The following is a 21433-nucleotide window of genomic DNA, read 5'->3' on the forward strand; positions in this document are numbered from 1 at the left end:
TTTTCCTCAATCCAGAAGGCCGCGGGCCGCTGCAAGGCTGGCGGAGCCGGCGATGACGCGATCCTTCAGTGCGGAGGTCTCGGCCAGTAGGTTTTCGGCCATGAAGCGGCATAGGCTGACACGCCCGTTCCCCTCGCCGTTATCGACCGCGACCAGGCCGCCTTTGGCCAGATAGACACCGGTGAGAACGAGGCCGAACAGCCGCTGGTACGGCGTGGCGCCTGCCAGGGCATCAGCGGTGCGGCCATCCGCCTGCGCCTGAAGCAGCCAGACGGTGGCGGCTTCCAGGGCCGCGATCGCGGCGCGCAACCGGCCGCCGGTCTCGCCGAAGGACGTCTCGTCGCGCGCGGAGACTTCGTCGGCCACCTGCTTCAATTCGGCCAGCAGCCCCCTGACCTGATCGCCGCCGGAAAGCGGCAGCTTGCGGGTGACGAGGTCGATCGCCTGAATGCCGTTGGTGCCTTCATAGATCGGGGCGATGCGGGCATCACGCAGATAACGCGCGGCACCGGTCTCTTCGATGAAGCCCATGCCGCCATGGACCTGAATGCCGAGCGAGGCGACATCGACGCCGATATCGGTGGAGAAGGACTTTGCGATCGGGGTCAGAAGCGCTGCCCGCTCGGCCCAATGCTGCGCCTCCGCGCCGTCGTGATGATGAGACATATCGGTCGCATGGGCGCAGACATAACAAATCGCCCTTGCCCCTTGTGTCAGCGCCTTCATGGTGAGCAGCATCTGGGCGACATCAGGATGCTGGATGATCGGGCTCATTGTGTCTGCCGCCCAACCGGGCGCCTTGCCCTGTATGCGCTCCTTCGCAAAGGCGATCGCCTTCTGGGTGGCGGCTTCGGCAATCGCGACCCCCTGAATGCCGACTGCGAGGCGTGCGTTGTTCATCATCGTGAACATGCAGGCGAGGCCCTTGTTTTCCTCGCCGACGAGATAACCGACCGCGCCCCATTCCTCACCGAACCGGCCATCGCCGAAAATCATCGTGCAGGTGGGAGAGCCGTGAATGCCGAGCTTGTGTTCGATCGAATGGCAGAGAACATCGTTGCGCTCGCCCAGCGAACCATCCTCGTTCACCAGGAATTTCGGCACCAGAAACAGCGAGATGCCCCGTGTGCCGGCCGGTGCATCCGGCAGACGTGCGAGCACGAGATGAATGATGTTGTCGGCGACATCATGTTCGCCCCAGGTGATGAAGATCTTCTGGCCGAAGATGCGGTAGGTGCCGTCGTCGCGCGGCTCGGCGCGGGCCTTCAGCACTCCGAGATCCGAACCGGCATGCGGTTCGGTCAGGTTCATCGTGCCGGTCCACTCGCCGGACACCATTTTTTCCAGAAAGACTTCCTTGAGAGAATCCGAGCCATGGGCGGCAAGCGCCTCGATCGCACCCATCGTCAGTGTCGGGGCGAGTGCAAAGGCCATGGAGGCGGAGTTCCACATTTCCAGCGCTGCGACGTTGAGCATATGCGGCAGGTTCTGGCCGCCATAGGCTTCCGGTGCGGTGAGACCGTTCCAGCCGCCTTCACGCCAGCGGCGGTAAAGATCGGGCCATCCCTTCGGCGTTTTCACTTCGCCGTCGTCTAGTTTTGCGCCTTCGCGATCGCCTTTTTCGCCCAGTGGTGCGATTTCGCCTGACGCGAAACGGCCGGCTTCTTCGAGGATCGCCGCCACCAGATCGCTGCTGAGGTCGCCGAAGCGCCCTTCCTCCAATGCACCGGAAAGACCGGCAACGTGATTCAATGTGAAGGCGATCTCCTCCACCGGGGCGCTGTACATGTGATCCTCCTCATCATCCGTGCAGCCTTGCCTCTCCAGACAAGAACCTACCTTTTACGTAAACGTAAATATGGTTGTCAATCGGATGGTTGTTCCATCATGAAGCAGTCGCGTTTTAGGGGAAAGCGAAATGATAAACCGCAATCAGCGCGGCACGCTAAAGATTCCTTCGCGAGTTTGACGTAGAACGTCGTCAGGATACCGGAGTTCTTGTGATGGATACGCCACCGCTGATGACGCCTGCCATTCCCGGCCTCGTCTGGGCCTATCGTTTCGATGCGCCGACGCGATCCTGCATCCGGCTTCCGCTTGAAACGACGTCTTCGCAACTGGCGGTCGAAGACGGTTTTCTATGGCTGCATCTGAGCCTTGCCGACAGCCGGGTACCGGCGTTTCTCGAAAACCTGCCTGGCGTGACACCGCCGGCGCTTGCCGCTCTCACGACACGCGATACACATGCGGCGATCATTCTCGACGAACAGCTGATCTATGGCACGCTGATCGATTTCCAGAAGGAATTCGACAGCGAAACACGCGATATTGGCTGGCTGCATTTCTTCGTTTCGGACCGCCTCATCATCACCACACGGCTGCAGCCGCTTCGCTCCATCGACAGGCTGAAGTCCCAGATGGAGAAGAATGCCGCCCGCTACAAACGGCCGATCGACGTGTTCGAGACGCTGGTGGCGGAATTCCAGCGGACGCTGATCTCGCTGGTCATGGAGCTGACGGAAGAGCTGAACCTGATCGAGGATTTCGTCTACGACAACGCACCCCGCGACGAACGCCGCAAGCTTGCGCCCGTCCGCCGCACCGTGGTGCGGCTGCACCGGCATTTGCGAACCGTCCTGACGCTGATGCGACGCGCTGCAGCTTCCGACGAGGATGACATGCCGGACGGTTTCGACGATGCGGCGGCGCGACTGATCGGCCGGCTGGAGGCGGTGGACCACGACGTCTACGCTCTGCAGGAGCGGGCACGCCTGCTGCACGAGGAAATCGATTCCAAGCTGTCATCGGAAACCAACCGCCACCTCTACATCCTGTCGCTGATGACTGCTTTCCTGCTGCCGCCATCGCTTGTTACCGGCTTTTTCGGGATGAACACGGATGGCCTGCCTTTCGCGCATCTGGAACACGGCACGCTGTTCGCCTTCGGCGCGATCGGGCTTTCGGTCGCTGCCGCATGGTGGCTACTGCGCCGTGTCGGCATACTCTGAAACGACAAAACCCGCGCCGGAGCGCGGGTCTGATAATTTCGGCCCGAGCGCCCTACCTCAGTAGTAGGGCGAATAACAGGTCTGGCGTGGGCCGTTATAGGGCTGGAACGAGTTCGAATAGGCGTCGTAGGACCGGTAACGGCCAGAACACCATTCGTAGTGGCGCGGATTGAGACCACCGCCGCCGCTATAGGCGGGTCTCGGCGCAGGCTCGACATAACGAGGCTGCGAGGCGATCGCACCGCCGATGATCGCACCGGCGCCGAAGGCTGCCAGCGGATACCAGTAACCATCGCTATGACGGCGATAGCCATCGCGATGATAACGGTAGCCGCGCTGACCGCCGTACCAGCCGCGGCGCGGGCCATCGCCACGCCAGCCGCGGTCGCGGTAATATTGCACGTTGCTGACGTCGGATACGACCGGTGCATTCGGTACAGCCGGGAGCGGCAGCGCCTGCGCGCTTCCCAAGGAGCCAGCCAGCACGAGTGCCGAGACGGCTGCGACAGCAAATTTCCTGAACAGAGGCATTTCCAAATTCTCCATCCCGCGATTGAAATAAGTCAGGTGACGCCTCCCGCGCCTCCAACCCTTACGATAGCCACCAAACATTCCACAACGCTAGGATTTTTATCCTGAATGGATAATGCGCGCGAAAATGTGAAAGCCCGGCCGCAAGAGCGTCCGGGCTTTTGGTCTTCAGATCGATTTACCTCGGCGAAACGCACGAGCGGCGAACGCCAGCGCTGGCGACGTAGGTGTTGTCCGAAGCGCGGTAAGTCCGGTAGCGGCTGGCACACCACTGTACGTGGCTGCTGCCGGAAGCGCGGGGCTGGCTGTTGATGGCACCGCCGATGATTGCACCGGTGGCGAAAGCGGCCAGCGGGAACCAGTAACCGTTATGCTGGCGATAACCGCGGCGATGTTCGCGGTAGCCGCGGTGGCCATTGTAGTAACCGCGACGGTTATCGCGACGCTCGCGATAATACCTGCGGTCGCGATCATCGCGACGATACTGGACCTCGGTCGCCTGAACGGACGATGTCTGGACCGCCATGGGTGCAGAAGGTGTCAGCGGCATGGCGGAAGCTGGAATGAAACTCGTGGCAAGAACTGCCGCCGCCGTCAGGGCGGTGGCAATACGCATGCGAAATGCGGTCATGGAATGTTTCCTCAAATGTAGATCAGCGGTCTAAAACGCGAGATATTCCAATTTGTTCCAGACGATCGACAGGCCCGCTCATCTAAAGCGATTTCCTTGTTCGCCGGTATCATCGTAGGCCTGCCGACTTTCTTCGATACGGGGGAGATTGTCCCTGATCCAGAGATTGAGACCTTGAAGCGAGGCCAATATGCCAGCCCCCAATCCGGTCAGTTCATATTCGACACGTGGAGGAACCTCGGGAAAATAATGGCGCTTCACGAAGCCGTCGCGTTCCAGATTACGCAAAGTCAGCGTCAGCATGCGCTGGGTAATCCCGTCAGTCTTCCTCTTGAGATCGGAGAAGCGCAGCCTGCGCTTTTCAGCAAGAGAAAGGCGCCAGATGACCTCGATGGTCCATTTGTCGCCGAGGCGCGCGCATATCCCGTTCGACGGCTGCGGCAAAAAACTGCGAGCACTTTCCGTCTGCTTGTCCGATCCGCTCTGGCTTGACGTGTCCAAAAGTATCACCCCTGTGCCCGAGGCTAAAAATAGTGCCGTCTTCCGGCAGCGTTTCAACAGTATATATGGGGACCCCGTGTTCACCACGAGGGTTTTCAGATGAAGGAATATAAACTTACGATCCTGGTGTTCGGCGCCACGGGCCGGCAGGGCGGTGCGGTTGTCCGTGCCCTGACAAAGGCCGGCTGGCCAGTTCGTGCGCTGGTGCGCGATTGCGCTGCAGCGAAGTCAGCGGCTCTTCGTGAAGCGGGCGTCGAACTGGTAGAGGGGTCGTTTGACGATATCGATGCGATCCGCTCTGCCATGAACAATACCCATGGCGTATTCAGCGTGCTGCCGGGCAATCTGGCCGAGGCGGAAGAGATACGCATAGGATGCGCGATCGCGGATCTTGCCGCCGAAAGAGGTGTCGCCCATCTCGTTTATTCTTCCGGCGCCAGTTCGGGTGATACGCCGACCGGCGTGGCCCGTTTCGACGCCAAACCGCGGATCGAAGCACATATCCGCGGGCTTCCAGTGACGGCGACGATCATCAGGCCGATGATCTTCATGGACATGCTGGTCAATTCCACATTCGGCCTGTCGGAAGGACGTTACACCTTTTTCCTGAGGCCGGAGCAATCGATGCAGATCGTTGCCGTCGACGACATCGGGAAATCCGTCGCTGCGATCTTTTCCGACCGGATGCGGTTTGGCGGAAAGACGGTGAAGCTCGCCAGCGATACGGTGACCGGCCGCGAATTGGGAATTATCTTCAGCGAGGCCGCTGGCCACCCGATCGTCTATTCCCGCTTTGCTGAGGAGGTTCTGGCCGCCAACAACGATCTGGCCCAGCTTGCTGCGTTGCTGGATGATGGACCGCTGGCAGATCATGTGGACCTCGACCTGATGCGCGACATCAATCCGGAGATCGTGTCGTTTCGATCCTGGCTCAAGGACGCCGGACGTCAGGCCTTCGATACGGCAATCGGAAAAGATCGCGATACGCTCCAGGTTTGAAAGCCGCGTGTTCGCAGCGTGCATGCGGCACGCTGCGAAGAGATCGTTTCAGCTTAGGCGACGGCGTGAAGCTTGCCCTCGCTGCCCTGCAGGCGATCGATCATGAAGTTCGAATACCATTCGACGAACTGCATCACACCGCCCTCATGCGCTTCCGAATAGGGACCCGGCTCATAGGCCGGCGAGCGGATGCCGAAGGCGTTTTCCTCGACGATCTGGCGGTCCTGGTCGTTGGTCATGTTCCACACATGGGTCAGCTGCTCGATATCGTAATCGACACCTTCGACGGCATCCTTGTGGACCAGCCAGGTGGTGGTGACGGCCGTTTCTTCCGGTCCGACAGGAATGACGCGGAAGGAGATCGCGTGGTCGACGAGCATGTGGTTCCAGGTCGTCGGGTAATGGAACAACAGCATCGTGCCGATATGGGAGATCGTCACGTCGTCGGACAGCGACCGCTGCACTGCAGGCCGGCCGTTCATCGTGTAGCTTTCGGCATCCTCGACCAGCGGCATGCGGGCAACGCGGAACTGGCCGTCCGGCGACATGTTGAACGTGCTGGGCAGGCCAGCCTGTTCGCAGCGGCTCCAGTGTTCGGAGATAAAAGGATCGTCGCCGGCGCCCTGCACGCCGGTCGCGGTCGGGGCTTCGGGATAGGTGCGGCAGAGTTCCGGGTGGTTGCCGGCGCAGTGATAACACTCTCGGTTGTTTTCCCAGACGAGCTTCCAGTTGCCCTTCTCGATAATGGTGTTCTGGGCGGCAACCTTCGTCTCAGGCAGCCGATGCGGCGCCATGTAAGGTTCGACGGTGGCGCGCACGGGCGCAAAATCCGGGGCCTCCTTCGCAAGGCAGACGAAGATGTAACCGGCCACCACCTGGCAGTGGATGGGCTTGAGGCCGAACTGCTTCTTATCGAAATTCTCGCCCATGTGACGGGCCGACATCAGCGAGCCGTCATGCTGGTAAGTCCACTGGTGATAGGGACAGACGAGACGGGTGGCAGAACCGGTCTCCTTGGTGCAGACGCGGTGACCGCGATGGCGACAGGTATTGTGAAAGGCGCGGATATCGCCGTCGCGGGTGCGGATGACGAGAACCGGATAATCGCCGACCTGCAGGGTGAAATACATGCCTGATTTTTCGATTTGGCAATCATGCCCGGCGAACAGCCAGTCGCGGTACCAGATCATCTCGAGATCGAGCTTGTAATAGTCGGGATCGATATAAAAGGGCTGCTCCAGGCTGAAACCTTCGCGGCGGTTCTTCAGCTGACGCAGAACCTGATTGTGAATGTCCATATGCTTCCTCGCAATACAAGCAAGCTTCAGGGCATGGACAAGCCGGCAGCAGCACATGCAGCCAATTCCCGTCCCGTGCGCCCTCCGCGACCGGTCTTCATCAAGCTCAGGCTGGTTTCCGGGCTGAGGAGTTGTCCTGACGGACGGCATGGAACCTTCCCGGGCGGCCGTTCGGCTCTGTCCCAGTGGTTGGGGTTGCCCCCTACCATGCCTTCAACTCCACCACCGTTGCGGGGGCAGCGCCGGATAGATCTCACCGATCCGCCGGCTTCCCAATTCTCCGCCTCCCCTAGCGAGGCGGCACCTTGAGCTTTGTCATATTTAATCGGGATGCCGGCCTGTCGCATAGACGACATTGCGACATCGAACACTGCATTGGCGACGACCAAAGACAGACACAGGTTCGTGGAGAAACCGACTGTTAAGGTCTTGCTAATAGTATTCATCAAAATTCATGGGGAAGAGCCGCCACGATGCCAGGACAGCTCCGGTATTACGAAGTCAACAGGCAGAGGCCTTTGATGGTGCCGCCAAGCAGCGGCAACGCCCATACGGAATTTCTGCGAACCGGCAGAATTGCCCGCTCCCGTCCAATCTGGGCACCCGACGAGCGGCGTTATCTCACCCATGACGAAGTGGCCGAGAAGACGGGCAAAAAGCTCGAGGCTGCAGGCGAGACGACACACAAGCGGCTCAACAGTTTTCACCGGTCGATCCAGCTGCCGAAGATCATCTTCCACCGCACGCTAGATGGCAGCCCGCATCTGGGCTATTGCCACGTGACGGCGGCGCGCACTTTCTTCTCCCAGGATGCGATGGTCAGTTGGTCGTTCTACATCGCCAATTTCTCCTCCGAGATCGGTGGGAACGAGGTATTTTTCGCCCGGATCAACCCGAAAAACTCCCGCATGTACTTCGCTGTCGCCGTCGAAGGCGAAGCAGGCGAGCAGGCGAAGATCGACCGGACATGGCGCAAGAACGGGCTGCTGTTCCAGACCAACAGCCCGCGCGAGGCGATGCGCAATGTGCTGATGCTCGGCGCGCCCGATGCCGCCGTTCGGGAAATCATCAAAAGGCTTTAAAGCGCAGGCACGCCGCTGTATTGACAGCGTCATGACAGCCGAAATCATCGATATCACCCGTGAGCCGCAGCGCGCCATCAGCGCGGCAAGCCGTGTGCTTCACGAAGGTCTTCCCGTCGCCATTCCGACCGAGACCGTCTATGGGCTTGCCGCCGACGCGACGCGGGCGGACGCCATCTCGCGCATCTACGAGACAAAGGGCCGGCCTCAGTTCAACCCGCTCATCTGCCATGTCTGCGATATCGAGATGGCAGAGCGTTATGCCGTGTTCGATCCGGTATCGCGGCAGCTGGCCGAAACCTTCTGGCCGGGTCCGCTGACCATCGTGCTGCCGCTCAAAAAAGACAGCGCCATCCATCCGCTCGCCACTGCAGGGCTGGAAACCGTCGGCCTTCGTTGCCCGGAAGGCTATGCCAGCGACCTGATCCGCGCCTTCGACCGTCCGCTTGCGGCCCCAAGCGCCAACACGTCCGGCAAGATCAGCCCGACATCCGCCCGCCATGTGATGGACGATCTCGGAGCCAAGCTTGAACTGATCATCGATGGCGGCGCCTCGCCTGTCGGCGTCGAGTCGACGATCGTCCGTGTCGATCCCGATACAGGCACGATCCTTCTGCTGAGACCAGGCGGGCTTGCCGCGGCGGACATTGCCCGCGCTGCCGGGCGCGATCTCAAGCGACGAGCCGGGCCTGCGGCGATCATCGAAGCGCCGGGCATGCTTGCCTCCCATTATGCGCCGGGTGCCGCCGTCCGCCTCGATGCGCTTTCGATCGAACCGGGCGAAGCGCTGATCCGCTTCGGCGCTGCACCGGTAGAAGGGATGGAGGCTGCAGCAATCGTTCTTGACCTCAGCCCGTCATCGGACCTTGCGCAGGCAGCGGCGAACCTGTTCGAATATTTGAAACGCGCCGATGCCAGCGGCGCCGCCCGCATCGCCGTGACCCCGATCCCGAATGAGGGACTGGGCGAAGCGATCAATGACAGGCTGGCGCGGGCAGCAGCACCACGCGACGGGGAGGAATGATTATGGACAATGCAAAGGGCGGCGCCGACATGGCGCCCGGTTTGGTCGATCGTTTCATCGCCATCGTCGGAGAGACCAATGTGATCCGGGATGCGGCAGGCCTTGCACCGCATCTTGTGGAAGACCGCGGCCTCTACAAGGGCTCCTCGCCTCTGCTCTTGAAACCTGCATCGACGCAGGAAGTCTCGGCCATTCTGAAGCTTGCCAGCGAAACCGGCACGGCCATCGTGCCACAGACCGGCAATACCGGTCTTGTCGGCGGGCAGACCCCGCGTGCTGGCGGCAGCGACGTCATCGTCTCGCTTGCCCGGATGAACCGCATCCGTGATATCGACCCGGTCGCCAATGTTCTGGTGGCCGATGGCGGTGCGATCCTTGCCGATGTGCAGAAGGCCGCCGAAGACGTCAACCGGCTGTTTCCGTTGTCGCTCGGCTCGGAAGGGTCCTGCCGGATCGGCGGCAATCTTTCCACCAATGCCGGCGGCACGGCGGTGCTTGCCTATGGCAACATGCGCCAGCTCTGCCTCGGGCTCGAGGTCGTTCTGCCGACCGGCGAGATCTGGGACGGGCTGCGACGCCTGAAGAAGGACAATACCGGCTACGACCTGCGCGACCTGTTCATCGGCGCGGAAGGCACGCTCGGCATCATCACCGGTGCGGTGCTCAAACTGTTTCCCCGTCCGGTCGGTCATCAGGTGGCATTTGCCGGTGTCGGTTCGACCGAGGATGCACTTCAACTGTTCGACAAGGCCTCGACGCTTTGCGGGTCCGCACTGACCGGCTTCGAGCTGATGCCGCGCATCGGCATCGAATTCACCACGCGCCATATCGACGGCGTGCGCGATCCGTTATCGGAGCCGCATCCATGGTATGTATTGATCGACATCTCGACCTCGGACTCGGCCCAGACCGCCGAGGTGATGGTCCATTCGCTGCTGGAACAGGGCTTTGAGGCCGGGCTCGTGCGCGACGCGGTGATCGCCTCGTCGGTCGCACAGCAGAAGGCATTGTGGACGATGCGCGAAAGCATGTCGGGCGCGCAGAAGCCGGAAGGCGGATCGATCAAGCACGACGTTTCGGTGCCGGTATCAAAGATCCCACAATTCATGGCGGAGGCCGAAAAAGCGGTGCTTGCCGCCATGCCCGGCGCACGCGTCTGCGCCTTCGGCCATATGGGCGACGGCAATATCCACTACAACATCTCCCAGCCGATCGGGGCCGACAAACAGGCCTTCCTCGACCGCTGGCGCGAGATCAACGCGATCGTCCATGCCATCGTGCTCAATGCCGGCGGGTCGATTTCCGCCGAACATGGCATCGGCCAGCTGAAGCGGGACGAGCTTGCGCATGTCCGTTCGCCGATCGAGATGGAGCTCATGTACCGGATCAAGAAATCCTTCGACCCGGCCGGCATCATGAACCCGGGCAAGGTCGTCATCGCCCCATGAGCCATATCCGGAAAACCACGATCCGCATCGATTTCGACATCGGCGTCAGGCTTGGTCCCGGTAAAGCACAACTGCTTGAACTGATTGCGGAACACGGCTCGATCCGGGCTGCCGGCGCCTCGATCGGCATGTCCTACCGACGCGCATGGCTATTGGCAGATGAGATCAACCGGATGTTCCGGCAACCTTCTATCTCTACCCGCCATGGCGGGAAAAGCGGTGGCGGCGCGGGACTTACCGAATTCGGTACAGAGCTTCTTTCACGTTATCGCCGGATGGAGGCTGTGATGCTTGCGGCGTCGCATGAAGACCTTAACTGGCTGTCCGGCGAAATCGACCCGGCCTTCGTTCCGTTCGCCAAAAAGGACGAAAGCTGACATTTTCTGGAGCGCGCTCCGGTCCGTTTCCGGAGTTTTCCACAGGCTCCGGGCGATGCCCCGGATGCCTTGTCCCGCAGCGATACGACTTCAATAAACAGACCCGCGTTCACCCTTCGGAAACCGCAATGGTTGTGACATTCGGTAACCATCCACCAAGGCAAACTTTCCTTAACCGCGATTTTTAAGGGGTTCTCGCAAAGCCCCCGCCTATTGTGAGGCCATCAGAGGACAAAAGTCCCGCAGAGAAACCGGAAACGGCTCTCAGGTAAAACAAGGGTAGCATTAAGCGATGAGCAAAACCGTTCTGAAGCCCGAATGGGCAGGGTCGACATTGAGGCTCGATCCGTCTCGTTTTCCGCAGCAAATCACCTATGCGCTGCGCGAGACCTCAGGAGATGTCACGATCACCATCGACGAGCGCGGCGCAGTGCTGCGCAAGATCCTTCCGGGTAGCGGCCTGCCGCTGTCCTTCGCACTGCCAGCACGTGCCTTCAAGGGCGTTGCAGCCCGTGCGATCGACCATGGCGACGGCGAAGTCACCGTGACGCTCGAACTTCATCACGACGACCCGGATCTGTGCATCCCGCTTCTCGTCGCCCACGATCTCTGCGACATCGCCGCCGACTGGCGCAGCTGGTCCGAAGCCTTCCGCATTCCGATGCTGATGGTGGAAGCCGATGGCGTTGCCCGCCCGCTGGAAAACCATATCGGCGATGTGCGCAACCACGGCACCAAGCAGCGCCGCCGTCACTCCTATTTCGCCTCAAGGCGTCCCCGCTTCCTCGTCCGCCGCTCGACCGGCAGCCTCGGCGTCGCGCTGAAGATCGAAGGCCGGGAAATCATCGCGCGCCGTTAAGGGTTCGTCCCCTTTTCCCGATATGGCGTAGCACAAAGCCCGGCTTTTCGAGCCGGGCTTTTCGATTCGATCCGTCCAGTTCCTGTTCTTTACAGAATGAGCGAGAGCGCCAGTCCGACAAACAGAATTGCACCGACACGGTTGTTCGAGAGAAACAGCCTGCGGCACTGATCGGGATTGCGGATATCCAATATCAGGATCTGCCAGCCCAGCATGACGGCGGTGACGATCAGCCCGACATAGGCGAAGAAGCCGGCACCGGCTGTGATGAAGGACAGAGCCAAAAACAGCAGCGTGATGCCGTAAAGGCCAACAAGGCAGGGTTTAGCCTTGTCACCGAACAGCCGTGCCGTGGAACGGACGCCGATCAGTTCGTCGTCCTCAATGTCCTGATAGGCATAGATCGTGTCGTAACCGATCGTCCAGGCGACGGCGCCGATGTAAAGAAAGATCGCAGCCCAGGAAAGCCCGCCGAAAATCGCGGCCCAGCCCATCAATGCGCCCCAGGAAAAGGCCAGCCCCAGGAAAAACTGCGGCCAATCGGTAAACCGCTTGGCGAAGGGATAGATCGCCACGACTGCCAGCGACGCGATGCCGAGCACGATCGAAAACGTGTTGAACTGAATCAGGACAAGCAGACCGACCAGCGCCTGCAGGGCGATGAATACCTTGGCGCCAAAACGGGACACGCGACCCGATGGCAGCGGCCGCGAGCGGGTGCGCGCAACTTCCATGTCGATGTCGTGGTCGACGAGATCGTTATAGGTGCAGCCGGCGCCGCGCATGGCAACCGAACCGACGAACATCAGGAACAGGTAGAAGATGACCGTGCCGAAGGACGGCTTGAGACCACCATGGGCCGCATCCGCCGCCAGAGCGATGGACCAGAAACACGGCCACATGAGAAGCTGCCAGCCGATCGGCCGGTCCCAGCGGGCAAGCTGGGAATAGCCCCAGAGGGATCGCGGCAGCACGCGATAGACAAAATTGTCGGAAGGGGCATCGGCCACGCGGGCGCCAAGATCAGGAGTGTTCGTCATCATGGCCGAGGTTCTAGCGCCCGGAAAAGCTGGCGGTCAAGGATTCTGAAACCGAGAGATGCTGTCCGGCATCGATCCCCTCACTTGCAATTTCTGAAACTTAGCCTTCGGCCAAGATTTCGAAATTGCTTTCTCTCCCACAAGGGGAGAGATAAAGGCGCTGCGCTCTCTATGCTTTACCTCTCCCTTGGTGGGAGAGGTTACAAAATCAGCATCTTAGCCAACGGCTAAGTGCTAGATTTTGTTGGTAAGGGGGTCGGCCACGGATAGCTACACCGCGATCTTATCCAGCGGCAGACGGCTTTGTTCGAACGCCTGGAGTTCCGACTCGCGCTGGTGGATGTAATCGCGGTTGTCCGGTACGGCCTGGCGCTTCTTGACGATCTGGATCTGGAAGATATGGAAGGCTTCGTGGGTGAAGGCCATTTCGGACGCGGCGAGATAGAACTCCCACATGCGCACGAAACGCTCGTCATAAAGCGCTGCCGCCTTTTCCCTGTTGGCCATGAAGCGCTCGCGCCAGTGCCGCAGCGTATAGGCATAATGCATCGGCAGGATCTCGACATCCGAAACAAGCAGCCCCGCCTTTTCGATCGACGGCAGAACTTCGGCGAGCGACGGAATGTAACCACCCGGAAAGATGTATTTCTCGATCCACGGATTGTTGTAGATCGCCGGATAAGGCTGGCCGATCGAATGCAGCACCATGACGCCGTCGTCGGCCAGAACGTCGTTCACCTTGTTGAAGAATTTTCGGTAATTCAGCCGCCCGACATGTTCGAACATTCCGACCGAGACGATCCGGTCATAGCTCTTGGTCGGTGGCAGATAATAATAGTCCTGGAGTTCGAAACGGACGGTGTTTGCCAAACCGCGCTTGGCGGCGCGCTCGCGCGATATTTTAAGCTGTTCGGTCGACAGCGTGATGCCGGTGACATCGACACCACAGCTTTCCGACAGATACATCGCCATGCCGCCCCAACCGGAGCCGATCTCTAACGCCTTCTGGCCGGGCTCGGCCCTGAGCTTCGCCACGATATGGCGCTTCTTGGCGATCTGGGCTTCGTCCAGCGAAATGCCGGGCGGGTTGAAATAGGCGCAGGAATACTGCCAGTCCTCGTCGAGGAAGAGCGAGAACAGCTTTTCGTCGAGATCATAGTGGTGAGAGACGTTCTTGCGATTGTGGTTGATCGGAACGCGATTGCGGAACTGCGCCTCGATCATGCGGCCGATACCGCGGACGACCATACCGAAGGTCAGCCCTTCAGACAGCGTGTTGTCCTTGATCAGGGCCAGGAACTCGTAGATGTCGCCTTCCTCTACGAGCAGACGACCGTCCATATAGAGTTCGCCGAGCATTAGCTGTGGGTCGCGCAGAAGCTCTTTTTCGGCCGCTTCCTCGGTGAAGCGGATCGTCACCGATCTCCCTCCCCCGCCGCCATAACGCTGCTGGCCGCCTGTTCCGCGGACTGTCAGAGTGCCTATCTTGATGATTTTGCTAAGAAGATCGTGAAGTGCCGAGGTCATCGAGCCACCTCCTGAATACTAAGGTTGCCTTACTAATTCTCGAAATCTAGCGTCTATTTGTCGGACTGCAAGCATATTCCGGCCACGAAAATGACATGAAACGGCACGCCGTCAAACGGGTTGTTTGACGGCGTGCACTTAAAAGTAGCGGTGAGTTCGAATCTTGTAAAATTCAGCGCTTTTTTAAAGCTTCTGCGAGCGCTGCACCGAAAGCGCCCTGCGAAGACGGCTTTTCGGTCTTCATGAATTTTTGATTGGCGGGGCGCTCGTTTTTGCCCGGACCGCGCGGCGCAGGGGCGGAATCGGCTCCATCCTTGCGCATTGTCAAGGCGATTCGCTTGCGCTTGACGTCCACCTCGACCACCTTGACCTTCACCACATCGCCGGCCTTGACCACTTCATGCGGGTCCTTGACGAACTTGTCTGCCAGTTGCGAAACGTGAACGAGGCCATCCTGATGCACTCCGATATCGACGAAGGCGCCGAAGGCCGCAACGTTGGTGACGGTCCCTTCCAAAAGCATGCCGGGCTTCAGATCGGTGATCTCGTCAATGCCATCGGCGAACGTGGCGGTCTTGAAACTCGGGCGCGGGTCGCGGCCGGGCTTTTCCAGTTCGGCGATGATGTCCTTGACGGTCGGAAGACCAAACTGCTCGTCGATGAACTGGCGCGGATCGACGGACTTCAGGGCAGCGCTGTCGCCCATCAGGCTGCGCAGGTCACGGCCGCAGGCGGCGACGATCTTCTTTGCCACGCCATAGGCTTCCGGGTGCACCGACGAGGCATCAAGCGGCTCCTTGCCGTTGACGATACGAAGGAAGCCGGCGGCCTGTTCGAAGGTGCGGTTGCCAAGGCGGGCGACCTTCAGGAGTTCCTTGCGGCTGGCAAAGGCACCGTTGGCGTCACGGTGGGCGACGATTGCCTCGGCGATCGATTTGCTGAGACCCGACACGCGGGAGAGAAGCGGCGCAGACGCCATGTTGAGATCGACGCCGACGGCATTCACCGCGTCTTCGACGACGGCATCGAGAGAACGGGCGAGTTTGCCCTGATCGACATCATGCTGGTACTGGCCGACGCCGATCGCCTTGGGTTCGATCTTCACCAGTTCGGCCAGCGGATCCTGCAGGCGGCGGGCGATGGAGACGGCGCCACGCAGCGACACGTCGAGGCCGGGGAACTCCAGGGCCGCAAGTTCGGATGCGGAATAGACCGAGGCGCCGGCTTCAGAGACGATGACCTTGGTCGGCTTGGCGCCCGGAAGCGAGACCAGCATGTCCGCCACCAGCTTTTCCGTCTCGCGGCTGCCGGTGCCGTTGCCGATGGCGATCAGCTCGACACCGTGCTTGCGGATCAGCGAGGCAAGTTCGGCCTGCGTACCGCGCACGTCATTGCGCGGCGGGAACGGGTAGACCGTCGAGGTTTCCAGGAGTTTGCCGGTCGCATCGACGATCGCGACCTTGACGCCGGTGCGGATGCCCGGGTCGAGACCCATCGTGGCGCGCGAACCCGCGGGTGCTGCCAGCAGCAGATCCTTCAGATTGCGGGCGAAAACGTGGATGGCATCCTCTTCGGAACGCTCGCGCATTTCCCGCATCAGGTCGAGCGACAGCGATACCGACAGCTTGACGCGCCATGTCCAGCCGGCGGCTTCCATCAGCCACAGATCGCCCTTGCCAGAGCCGCGGATCTCGAAGGCTGCGGCAATGATGCGTTGCGACGGTTTGACGGGTGACGTGTCGTCGGCATCCACATCGATCGTCAGCGTCAGCATTTCCTCGTTCCAACCGCGCAGCATGGCAAGCGCGCGGTGACCGGGGACTGTCGCCCAGCGTTCGGTGTGGTCGAAATAATCGGCGAATTTCGCACCTGCCTCCTGCTTGCCATCGACGACCTTGGCACGCAGCACGGCGCCATCGCGCATATGCTGGCGCAGGCGACCGAGGAGATCAGCATTTTCGGAGATTGTTTCGGCAACGATATCGCGCACACCATCGAGCGCCGTCTTCAGGTCGGCGACCTCGCCCTGAATATAGGCTTCGGCGAGCTTTGCCGGATCGGCGCTCCGGTCGGCCCAGATCGCCTCCGCCAGCGGACCGAGACCCCGTTCGCGGGCGATCTCGGCGCGGGTACGGCGCTTGGGTTTGTAGGGGAGATAAAGGTCTTCGAGTTCGGCCTTGGTGGCGGCACCGGCAAGCTTTCGCGCCAGTTCGTCAGTCATCTTGCCTTGCGTGTTGATGCTATCGACGATCGAGGTGCGGCGGGCTTCCAGTTCACGCAGATAGACGAGGCGCTCAGCGAGGTTGCGCAATTGCGTGTCATCGAGGCCGCCGGTCACTTCCTTGCGGTAACGCGCGATGAAGGGAACGGTCGCCCCCTCATCCAGCAGGCCGATCGCAGCCCTGGCCTGATCCGGGCGTGCGTTGATCTCAGCGGCAATCGCAAGGCTAAGTTTCTGGATATCGGCGGCCATGGAAGTCCTCGTCAAAATCAGGAGGCGCGACCATAGTCAAACTTTGCGGCAAGACAACACCGCCTTGCCCTGCGCTCACAGGATGATGAGGTGGCATGTGCCGAAATGGGCCACCGTTCAGCAAATGATAACCGTCACTCGGTGGATAAAGACGTGACATCTTCTCGCATTTACCTCCCTCCCTATAGTTAGGGGCGTCGCATGATGCGGCACGCATGGAGGTATGAATGCCCAGAAGAATCGCCACCCAACTAGCCAGTGATGACGCGGTGGGCTCCGAGGAGCTTGAGGCCGCCATCATTTACCTGAGCGAAAAGATCAAAGATGCAGCACATAGCAACGAGCCGGTTCCTTTTCTTGCCTATCGAAACCGGCTGATTTTCGAAACCACGCTGGCATTGCGCCGGCACGAGTATTTTCTGCTCTAGACATTTCCATCACCATGGCCGCGCCGACCCTAATACCCCTTCCGGGCCGGCCGCCAACCCGTCACTTCAAGTGCATATCGCTTGCAAAGCCTTGACCTTTGCGGCAACGGGCCTTAACCGCCCAGTTAAACAACCATGAGGGCGGTTTATGAAGGTTCTGCTGATCGGCTCCGGTGGCCGCGAACATGCATTGGCGTGGAAGCTCGCGCAGTCTGCCAAACTGACCACCCTTTATGCCGCTCCCGGTAATCCCGGCATCGCGGAAAATGCCGAGATCGTTTCTCTCGATATCGACGACCACGGCGCAGTTGCCCAATTCTGCCTGACCAATAACATCGATTTCGTCGTGGTCGGCCCTGAAGGCCCGCTTGTCGCCGGTCTGGCCGACGTGCTGCGCGCAAAGAACATCGTCGTTTTCGGACCTTCCGCGGCAGCAGCCCAGCTGGAAGGTTCCAAGGGTTTCACCAAGGATATCTGCGCCCGCTACAATATTCCGACCGGCGCCTATCGCCGCTTCGACAATGGTGACGAGGCCAAGGCCTATGTGACCGAGCAGGGCGCGCCGATCGTCGTCAAGGCGGACGGGCTTGCCGCCGGCAAAGGCGTGACCGTGGCAATGACGGAAGACGAAGCGCTGTCCGCTATCGACGATTGCTTCGACGGCGCCTTCGGGTCGGCCGGAGCGGAAGTGGTGGTCGAAGCCTATCTCGACGGCGAGGAAGCAAGCTTCTTCTGCCTGTCCGACGGCAAAACGGCGCTGGCGCTCGCCACCGCGCAGGATCACAAGCGTGTGGGCGACGGCGACACCGGCCCGAATACCGGCGGTATGGGCGCTTACTCACCTGCCCCTGTGATGACGCCCGAAATCGTCGAGCGGACGATGAAGGACATCATCGAACCGACGATCCGCGGCATGGCGGAAAGCGGTCATCCGTTTACCGGCGTCTTCTTTGCCGGCCTGATGATCACCCAGAAGGGTCCGGAACTGATCGAATACAATGTCCGCTTCGGCGATCCGGAATGCCAGGTGCTGATGATGCGGCTGAAGAGCGATCTTCTGGAACTGCTCTACGCTGCGGCGACCGGCACGCTGGATCAGGTAGAGGCGCTGTGGAGCGACGACGTGGCGCTGACCGTCGTCATGGCCTCCAAGGGCTATCCTGCCGCCTATGACAAGAACACGCCGATCGCAGCCCTGCCGACAACCGCCAAGGGCGAGAAGATCTTTCATGCGGGCACGGCGCTCAAGGACGGGCAACTGGTTGCAACCGGCGGTCGTGTGCTGAACGTGACGGCCATCGGCCACAATGTCCGCGAGGCGCAGGCCGGCGCCTATTCGCTGGTTGAAGGCATCGTCTGGGACAACGGCTTCTGCCGGCGGGATATCGGCTGGCGGGCGGCAGCGCGGGAAAACTCCTGACCTGATCGCCCTTCGGATGGGCCGCGCCCGGTTGTGGCCCATCGTTTCAGTTTAAGGCGTTATTTACCGATTCTCCTGACGGGATCGAAACCACTCATGGCGTATGCGTGATGCAAAGAGAGGATTTGCATCATGCGCCATCTGGCCCTTACAGCCTTCGTGCTTTTCGCCGGCACCGCCCAGGCGCAGTCGATCCTGCCGCTTTCAAGCAATACGCAGGGCACGAGCCCGAGCATGCTCAGCATGACATGCGAAACCTGCCCGCCCCTCAAGGCCTCGGATGACAGCAACTACAAAGTCCCAGTGCTGAGAGGAACGACCCAGTCGGTTTCGCTGATGGAGATCGACGGTCAGAAGAAGATCGTGCGGACCGATGCCTGGATGGGCGGCTCGCCGGTCGTTTATATCAGCAAGGTTCCGGACTGGATGAGCGTCGACCAGCTGCAGGCCGTGATCAATACGGGCAGCGGCAAGCATGTGCAGACCGAGGTTCAGATTGCCAGCCAGCAAAGCGATCCAATCGACCTTGAATCTAAGACGGGCGCGGTCGAGAAAAGCACTCATGACGAGCATGAATTTAATGCAATTCCCCTCAGGTTGAATCAGTAATTCGAGCTATCACGTTCGCATTTATCAAGATCCAATATTCCTAATACTTTCACTTGCGCATTATGGTGGTCTACACCGGCCATAAATACCCGATGACGGCAGATAATATCTCCGTTATCGAGGCTTGGGCCGCGAAAATTTAAATTTTTATTTAAATATACAGGGCATTGCTAGCCTTGTGCGATGCAGCACGACACCTGCGCAGGATGCGCGCCTTTCCAACACTTGAAATCTATTCGCCTGCCGAAACAACGGCGGCTCCTACGGTCGTGAGGATTCCATGAAGAACCTGAAGATCTCCCATCAGCTCGTGCTGCTTGTGCTGACCTTGATGGTCGCCTTCGCGGTCGGCACCTATTTCGAACTGCGCGCATCCACCAGCGCCATTTACGCCGAGCGCTACGGAATGCTACGCAGCCAGGTGGAATCCGGCATCGGCATTCTGAAGAAATTCCAGGAGCGTGAGGCCGCGGGCGAGTTTAGCCGCGACGAAGCGCAAAAACGCGCCTTTGAAGCCGTCGCCGCCATGACCTTCAAGCCGGATGGCTATCTCTACGCCTACGACTATGACGTGACGATGCGCCTGCATCCCGACGCCAAGCGTCTCGGCCAGAATTTCAAGGGCAAGCCTGACAGTCAGGGTTTCATGTATCGCGACGAGCTGGTCAAGCTTGGCCGCGCCGGTGGCGGCACGGCAGACTTTCTAGGCCCGAAGCCGGGCGAACAGGGGGAAAGTTTCCGCAAGAGCTCCTACGCGCTTGCCTTCGAACCGTGGCAGCTGGTGCTCGTCACCGGCGTATATGTCGACGATCTTGAAACTCAGGTCCGCGCCGACGTCATGAAGGCTGTCGGCATCGGCGCCGGCATTCTTCTCATCGCAACGCTTCTTGCCTTCGTCGTCATCCGCAACATTTCCGGCCCGCTTAGTGACATTCGCCAGGCGCTGAATGCCGTCGCCGACGAAGATGTGGCGCTGAAAATCCCGCATACCGGCATGACGAATGAAGTGGGCCTGATGGCCCGCGCCACCGAAGCCCTGCAGCAGAAGGTGCGCGAGCGCCACGCGATGGAAGAACGCCAGCAGCGCAGCCAGGAGGAACTCGACGGCGAGCGCCAGCAGAATCTCGACATGCAGCGCAGCGAAGCCGAACTTCAGGCCCGCGTCGTCTCCACCATCGGCGCCGCGCTGGAGGATCTGGCCAAGGGCGATCTGACCGTACGCTGCAACGATCTGGGCAGCCGCTATGCCGGCCTGCGCGACAACTTCAACGAGGCTCTCGGGCATCTCGAAGCCGCCATGGCCAAGGTCAATGCCAAAGGCATCGACATCAGCGGCTCCAAGGAAGAAATCCGTCGCGCTTCGAACGAGCTGTCCCAGCGCACCGAGCGCCAGGCGGCCAATCTCGAGGAAACATCGGCTGCCCTCGACGAACTGACGGTTGCCGTCAAGCAGACGGCCGATGGTGCCCGTGAAGCAGCACAGCGTGTCGTCACCGTCAGTGGTGAAGCAAACCGCAGCGATGCCGTGGTGGCGGAAGCCATCGAGGCGATGAGCGGTATCTCGAATTCCTCCGGCGAGATTACCAAGATCATCGGCGTGATCGACGAGATCGCCTTCCAGACCAATCTGCTTGCGCTCAACGCCGGCGTCGAGGCCGCACGTGCCGGCGAAAGCGGCAAGGGGTTTGCCGTCGTCGCCCAGGAAGTGCGCGAGCTTGCCCAGCGTTCGGCAGCCGCCGCCAAGCAAATCAAGGACCAGATCTCCCACTCCTCCCATCAGGTGGAGAACGGCGTGCGCCTCGTCGGCGAGGCGGGCGAAGCGTTGAAGCGGATTTCGAGCCAGGTGAAGGCTGCTAGCGACATCGTCAGCAAGATCGCCGATTCCGCTGCAGAACAGGATTCCACCCTGCGTTCCATCTCCTCGTCGCTCAATCACCTCGACCAGGCAACGCAGCAGAATGCCGCGATGGCGGAAGAGACAACAGCATCCGCCGAAGCGCTGGCAGTCGATACCGAGGATCTGCTGACGCTCATTCGTGGATTTCGCATCAGCGAGACCCGCAATGCCGGCACTCTGCGCGACATGGCCGGCCAGATGCGGATGGCAAGCTGACGCCTATCCGGCAACTCCGCAAACTGTTGGTGGAGTTGCCTCAAAGTTACGCGGGGGACGCGGGG

At 60.4% G+C, this 21433-nt stretch carries 19 protein-coding genes and 1 riboswitch; of the genes, 11 read left to right on the top strand and 8 right to left on the bottom strand.

The window, feature by feature from the left end; translation table 11 throughout:
- Positions 1-6: 6 nt before the first annotated feature.
- Complete coding sequence (locus FHP24_RS06700; protein ID WP_139674625.1) at positions 7-1788, bottom strand: acyl-CoA dehydrogenase; 1782 nt, start codon at positions 1786-1788, stop codon at positions 7-9.
- A gap of 215 nt (positions 1789-2003) precedes the next feature.
- Here FHP24_RS06700 and FHP24_RS06705 point away from each other — a divergent pair, with 215 nt between their 5' ends.
- Positions 2004-3008: a transporter gene (locus tag FHP24_RS06705; RefSeq protein ID WP_139674628.1), complete on the top strand. Its 1005-nt coding sequence runs from the start codon at positions 2004-2006 to the stop codon at positions 3006-3008.
- A 57-nt stretch (positions 3009-3065) separates the two neighbouring features.
- Here the strand turns inward: FHP24_RS06705 and FHP24_RS06710 are convergent, their stop codons facing one another.
- From FHP24_RS06710 to FHP24_RS06720, 3 genes are all read right to left on the bottom strand, one after another.
- On the bottom strand, positions 3066-3539 hold the full coding sequence (locus FHP24_RS06710; protein ID WP_139674631.1) for a BA14K family protein: 474 nt from the start codon (positions 3537-3539) through the stop codon (positions 3066-3068).
- Between the two features lie 178 nt (positions 3540-3717).
- On the bottom strand, positions 3718-4170 hold the full coding sequence (locus FHP24_RS06715; RefSeq protein WP_139674634.1) for a BA14K family protein: 453 nt from the start codon (positions 4168-4170) through the stop codon (positions 3718-3720).
- Positions 4171-4248: 78 nt separating this feature from the next.
- Positions 4249-4728, bottom strand: coding sequence for a winged helix-turn-helix transcriptional regulator (locus tag FHP24_RS06720; protein WP_246091619.1), 480 nt, complete (start codon positions 4726-4728; stop codon positions 4249-4251).
- Between the two features lie 42 nt (positions 4729-4770).
- Between FHP24_RS06720 and FHP24_RS06725 the strand changes: the two genes are divergently transcribed.
- Complete coding sequence (locus FHP24_RS06725) at positions 4771-5670, top strand: NmrA/HSCARG family protein (RefSeq protein ID WP_139674637.1); 900 nt, start codon at positions 4771-4773, stop codon at positions 5668-5670.
- A gap of 53 nt (positions 5671-5723) precedes the next feature.
- Here the strand turns inward: FHP24_RS06725 and FHP24_RS06730 are convergent, their stop codons facing one another.
- Positions 5724-6968: an aromatic ring-hydroxylating oxygenase subunit alpha gene (locus FHP24_RS06730; protein WP_139674640.1), complete on the bottom strand. Its 1245-nt coding sequence runs from the start codon at positions 6966-6968 to the stop codon at positions 5724-5726.
- A gap of 92 nt (positions 6969-7060) precedes the next feature.
- A riboswitch (cobalamin riboswitch) is annotated at positions 7061-7292 on the bottom strand.
- 197 nt (positions 7293-7489) lie between these two features.
- Here FHP24_RS06730 and FHP24_RS06735 point away from each other — a divergent pair.
- The 5 genes from FHP24_RS06735 (at position 7490) to FHP24_RS06755 (ending at position 11758) form a co-directional block, all read left to right on the top strand.
- Positions 7490-8050: a DUF6656 family protein gene (locus FHP24_RS06735; protein WP_246091678.1), complete on the top strand. Its 561-nt coding sequence runs from the start codon at positions 7490-7492 to the stop codon at positions 8048-8050.
- 31 nt (positions 8051-8081) lie between these two features.
- Positions 8082-9074 (top strand): L-threonylcarbamoyladenylate synthase, encoded by a 993-nt coding sequence (locus FHP24_RS06740; protein WP_139674646.1) that lies wholly within the window; start codon positions 8082-8084, stop codon positions 9072-9074.
- A 2-nt stretch (positions 9075-9076) separates the two neighbouring features.
- Positions 9077-10522, top strand: a complete 1446-nt coding sequence (locus tag FHP24_RS06745; RefSeq protein ID WP_246091620.1) for an FAD-binding oxidoreductase — start codon at positions 9077-9079, stop codon at positions 10520-10522.
- Positions 10519-10899 (top strand): winged helix-turn-helix domain-containing protein, encoded by a 381-nt coding sequence (locus FHP24_RS06750; RefSeq protein ID WP_139674649.1) that lies wholly within the window; start codon positions 10519-10521, stop codon positions 10897-10899. Before FHP24_RS06745 ends, FHP24_RS06750 begins: the two co-directional genes overlap by 4 nt.
- A gap of 292 nt (positions 10900-11191) precedes the next feature.
- Complete coding sequence (locus FHP24_RS06755; RefSeq protein WP_139674652.1) at positions 11192-11758, top strand: DUF6101 family protein; 567 nt, start codon at positions 11192-11194, stop codon at positions 11756-11758.
- 89 nt (positions 11759-11847) lie between these two features.
- On the opposite strand, the gene ubiA is transcribed toward FHP24_RS06755, so the two are convergent.
- The 3 genes from ubiA to FHP24_RS06770 all read right to left on the bottom strand — a co-directional run bounded on the left by ubiA (position 11848) and on the right by FHP24_RS06770 (position 16798).
- On the bottom strand, positions 11848-12798 hold the full coding sequence (gene ubiA / locus FHP24_RS06760; RefSeq protein WP_139676171.1) for a 4-hydroxybenzoate octaprenyltransferase: 951 nt from the start codon (positions 12796-12798) through the stop codon (positions 11848-11850).
- A 270-nt stretch (positions 12799-13068) separates the two neighbouring features.
- On the bottom strand, positions 13069-14325 hold the full coding sequence (locus FHP24_RS06765) for an SAM-dependent methyltransferase (RefSeq protein ID WP_139674655.1): 1257 nt from the start codon (positions 14323-14325) through the stop codon (positions 13069-13071).
- 172 nt (positions 14326-14497) lie between these two features.
- Positions 14498-16798, bottom strand: a complete 2301-nt coding sequence (locus FHP24_RS06770; protein ID WP_139674660.1) for a Tex family protein — start codon at positions 16796-16798, stop codon at positions 14498-14500.
- Between the two features lie 227 nt (positions 16799-17025).
- Between FHP24_RS06770 and FHP24_RS06775 the strand changes: the two genes are divergently transcribed.
- The 4 genes from FHP24_RS06775 to FHP24_RS06790 all read left to right on the top strand — a co-directional run bounded on the left by FHP24_RS06775 (position 17026) and on the right by FHP24_RS06790 (position 21368).
- Positions 17026-17226: a hypothetical protein gene (locus FHP24_RS06775; protein ID WP_139674664.1), complete on the top strand. Its 201-nt coding sequence runs from the start codon at positions 17026-17028 to the stop codon at positions 17224-17226.
- 148 nt (positions 17227-17374) lie between these two features.
- Complete coding sequence (purD, locus tag FHP24_RS06780; RefSeq protein WP_139674667.1) at positions 17375-18646, top strand: phosphoribosylamine--glycine ligase; 1272 nt, start codon at positions 17375-17377, stop codon at positions 18644-18646.
- Positions 18647-18778: 132 nt separating this feature from the next.
- On the top strand, positions 18779-19255 hold the full coding sequence (locus FHP24_RS06785) for a plant virulence effector HPE1-like domain-containing protein (protein ID WP_139674670.1): 477 nt from the start codon (positions 18779-18781) through the stop codon (positions 19253-19255).
- A 280-nt stretch (positions 19256-19535) separates the two neighbouring features.
- Positions 19536-21368, top strand: a complete 1833-nt coding sequence (locus FHP24_RS06790; protein ID WP_139674673.1) for a methyl-accepting chemotaxis protein — start codon at positions 19536-19538, stop codon at positions 21366-21368.
- The last annotated feature ends 65 nt before the right edge of the window (positions 21369-21433 follow it).

This window comes from Aliirhizobium smilacinae, assembly GCF_006335145.1.
In the GTDB taxonomy this organism is placed as follows: Bacteria; Pseudomonadota; Alphaproteobacteria; order Rhizobiales; family Rhizobiaceae; genus Neorhizobium; species Neorhizobium smilacinae.

What these genes read in the sequence shown, in the direction of transcription:
- FHP24_RS06700 (WP_139674625.1), bottom strand. Translation starts at nt 1,788, where the DNA reads ATGTACAGCGCCCCGGTGGAGGAGATCGCCTTCACATTGAATCACGTT.
- FHP24_RS06725 (WP_139674637.1), top strand. Translation starts at nt 4,771, where the DNA reads ATGAAGGAATATAAACTTACGATCCTGGTGTTCGGCGCCACGGGCCGG.
- FHP24_RS06750 (WP_139674649.1), top strand. Translation starts at nt 10,519, where the DNA reads ATGAGCCATATCCGGAAAACCACGATCCGCATCGATTTCGACATCGGC.
- purD (WP_139674667.1), top strand. Translation starts at nt 17,375, where the DNA reads ATGAAGGTTCTGCTGATCGGCTCCGGTGGCCGCGAACATGCATTGGCG.
- FHP24_RS06790 (WP_139674673.1), top strand. Translation starts at nt 19,536, where the DNA reads ATGAAGAACCTGAAGATCTCCCATCAGCTCGTGCTGCTTGTGCTGACC.
- FHP24_RS06770 (WP_139674660.1), bottom strand. Translation starts at nt 16,798, where the DNA reads ATGGCCGCCGATATCCAGAAACTTAGCCTTGCGATTGCCGCTGAGATC.
- FHP24_RS06755 (WP_139674652.1), top strand. Translation starts at nt 11,192, where the DNA reads ATGAGCAAAACCGTTCTGAAGCCCGAATGGGCAGGGTCGACATTGAGG.
- FHP24_RS06765 (WP_139674655.1), bottom strand. Translation starts at nt 14,325, where the DNA reads ATGACCTCGGCACTTCACGATCTTCTTAGCAAAATCATCAAGATAGGC.
- FHP24_RS06740 (WP_139674646.1), top strand. Translation starts at nt 8,082, where the DNA reads ATGACAGCCGAAATCATCGATATCACCCGTGAGCCGCAGCGCGCCATC.
- FHP24_RS06715 (WP_139674634.1), bottom strand. Translation starts at nt 4,170, where the DNA reads ATGACCGCATTTCGCATGCGTATTGCCACCGCCCTGACGGCGGCGGCA.
- FHP24_RS06745 (WP_246091620.1), top strand. Translation starts at nt 9,077, where the DNA reads ATGGACAATGCAAAGGGCGGCGCCGACATGGCGCCCGGTTTGGTCGAT.
- ubiA (WP_139676171.1), bottom strand. Translation starts at nt 12,798, where the DNA reads ATGACGAACACTCCTGATCTTGGCGCCCGCGTGGCCGATGCCCCTTCC.
- FHP24_RS06710 (WP_139674631.1), bottom strand. Translation starts at nt 3,539, where the DNA reads ATGCCTCTGTTCAGGAAATTTGCTGTCGCAGCCGTCTCGGCACTCGTG.
- FHP24_RS06775 (WP_139674664.1), top strand. Translation starts at nt 17,026, where the DNA reads ATGCCCAGAAGAATCGCCACCCAACTAGCCAGTGATGACGCGGTGGGC.
- FHP24_RS06705 (WP_139674628.1), top strand. Translation starts at nt 2,004, where the DNA reads ATGGATACGCCACCGCTGATGACGCCTGCCATTCCCGGCCTCGTCTGG.
- FHP24_RS06735 (WP_246091678.1), top strand. Translation starts at nt 7,490, where the DNA reads ATGGTGCCGCCAAGCAGCGGCAACGCCCATACGGAATTTCTGCGAACC.
- FHP24_RS06730 (WP_139674640.1), bottom strand. Translation starts at nt 6,968, where the DNA reads ATGGACATTCACAATCAGGTTCTGCGTCAGCTGAAGAACCGCCGCGAA.
- FHP24_RS06785 (WP_139674670.1), top strand. Translation starts at nt 18,779, where the DNA reads ATGCGCCATCTGGCCCTTACAGCCTTCGTGCTTTTCGCCGGCACCGCC.